The 2,427-nt window shown below is 47.8% G+C and carries 1 tRNA gene and 2 rRNA genes (1 of these 3 running past the window's edge); all 3 read left to right on the top strand.

The annotated features are described in order from the left end of the window. The first annotated feature begins 119 nt into the window (after positions 1–119). Positions 120–1,669 (top strand): 16S ribosomal RNA (locus tag G6R29_RS06415). Positions 1,670–1,768: 99 nt separating this feature from the next. After that, positions 1,769–1,841: transfer RNA gene (locus tag G6R29_RS06410), tRNA-Ala, on the top strand. Positions 1,842–2,018: 177 nt separating this feature from the next. Next, positions 2,019–2,427: ribosomal RNA gene (locus G6R29_RS06405) — 23S ribosomal RNA — on the top strand; it runs 2,499 nt beyond the window's last position. Together the 16S and 23S rRNA genes with 1 tRNA gene alongside form the textbook arrangement of a ribosomal RNA operon.

The following is a 2,427-nucleotide window of genomic DNA, read 5'->3' as shown; positions in this document are numbered from 1 at the left end:
TCATTGATTGACTGTCATACACAAATTTGCGAAGTCAATTCGTAACAAACAATAAACGGATAGGCGTTATCGGATAGATAACAAATAGTCAGTTTAATCGAAGAGCAATCTTCAAACTTCAACATGAGAGTTTGATCCTGGCTCAGGATGAACGCTGGCGGCGTGCCTAATACATGCAAGTCGTACGAACAGCGAAAAGTGCTTGCACTTTTCAAGTAAGTGGCGAACGGGTGAGTAACACGTGAATAACCTACCTTTAAGACTGGGATAACTCTTGGAAACAGGAACTAATACCGGATAAAACACAGATCCACATGGATCAATGTTAAAAGCTGCGTTTGCAGCGCTTTTAGATGGATTCGCGGTGCATTAGTTAGTTGGTGAGGTAAAGGCTCACCAAGACGATGATGCATAGCCGAGTTGAGAGACTGACCGGCCACATTGGGACTGAGACACGGCCCAAACTCCTACGGGAGGCTGCAGTAGGGAATCTTCCACAATGGACGAAAGTCTGATGGAGCAACGCCGCGTGTGTGATGAAGGCTTTCGGGTCGTAAAGCACTGTTGTATGGGAAGAACGGGCAGGTTAGGAAATGAACCTGCATTGACGGTACCATATCAGAAAGGGACGGCTAAATACGTGCCAGCAGCCGCGGTAATACGTATGTCCCGAGCGTTATCCGGATTTATTGGGCGTAAAGCGAGCGCAGACGGTTCGGTAAGTCTGAAGTGAAAGCCCACAGCTCAACTGTGGAATGGCTTTGGAAACTGTCGAACTTGAGTGCAGTAGAGGTAAGTGGAACTCCATGTGTAGCGGTGGAATGCGTAGATATATGGAAGAACACCAGTGGCGAAGGCGGCTTACTGGACTGCAACTGACGTTGAGGCTCGAAAGTGTGGGTAGCAAACAGGATTAGATACCCTGGTAGTCCACACCGTAAACGATGGATACTAGTTGTTAGAGGGTTTCCGCCCTTTAGTGACGAAGCAAACGCATTAAGTATCCCGCCTGGGGAGTACGGTCGCAAGACTGAAACTCAAAGGAATTGACGGGGACCCGCACAAGCGGTGGAGCATGTGGTTTAATTCGAAGCAACGCGAAGAACCTTACCAAGTCTTGACATCCTTTGAAGATGTAAGAGATTACATTGTCTTCTTCGGAAGCAAAGTGACAGGTGGTGCATGGCCGTCGTCAGCTCGTGTCGTGAGATGTTGGGTTAAGTCCCGCAACGAGCGCAACCCTTATGTTTAGTTGCCAGCATTCAGTTGGGCACTCTAGACAGACTGCCGGTGACAAACCGGAGGAAGGCGGGGACGACGTCAGGTCATCATGCCCCTTATGACTTGGGCTACACACGTGCTACAATGGCGTATACAACGAGCAGCGAACTCGCGAGGGTAAGCGAATCTCTTAAAGTACGTCTCAGTTCGGATTGTAGTCTGCAACTCGACTACATGAAGTCGGAATCGCTAGTAATCGCGGATCAGCATGCCGCGGTGAATACGTTCCCGGGTCTTGTACACACCGCCCGTCACACCATGGGAGTTGGTAATGCCCAAAGCCGGTGGCCTAACCTTCGGGGAGGAGCCGTCTAAGGCAGGACTGATGACTGGGGTGAAGTCGTAACAAGGTAGCCGTAGGAGAACCTGCGGCTGGATCACCTCCTTTCTAAGGATAACCGGAACGTTACAGTGCCTTAAATGGCCATTTGAATTGTTACAAAGTTTTGTTTAGTTTTGAGTGTGTGAACTCTACCGATTAGGGTATGGGGGATTAGCTCAGCTGGGAGAGCACCTGCTTTGCAAGCAGGGGGTCATCGGTTCGATCCCGATATTCTCCATTGGTCTTTTAAGGCCAAGCTTGAACATTGAAAACTGAATAATCAAGAAAATCTTTTAAATCAAGAAATTGATTCTAAATGAACCGAGAAACAACACAAGTTCTTTAATAAAGAACGGTTTAATCGCAGGTCAAAAAATGACCAACTCATATAAACTGATCCAACTTAAAAAGTTGTGGTTAAGTGAATAAGGGCGCGTGGTGGATGCCTTGGCACTAGGAGCCGATGAAGGACGTGACTAACTACGATAAGCTTCGGGGAGCGGTAAGTACGCTATGATCCGGAGATTTCCGAATGGGGAAACCCAACATATAAAAATGTTATTTAACCGCCAATACATAACGGTTAGAAGGAATACGCTGTGAACTGAAACATCTCATTAGCAGCAGGAGAAGAAAGAAAGATCGATTCCCTGAGTAGCGGCGAGCGAAACGGGAAGAGCCCAAACCAGCGTGCTTGCATGCTGGGGTTGTAGGACTGTCGTTGAGTTACCAAGTCATGGTTTAGGTGAATACGTTGGGAAGCGTAATCAAAGAGGGTGATAATCCCGTAACCGAAAGATCAATGACCTCTAGACAGGATCCTG

The organism is Fructobacillus broussonetiae (genome assembly GCF_018437275.1).
Lineage (GTDB): Bacteria > Bacillota > Bacilli > Lactobacillales > Lactobacillaceae > Fructobacillus > Fructobacillus broussonetiae.
This window is presented reverse-complemented; position numbering and strand designations above follow the sequence as displayed.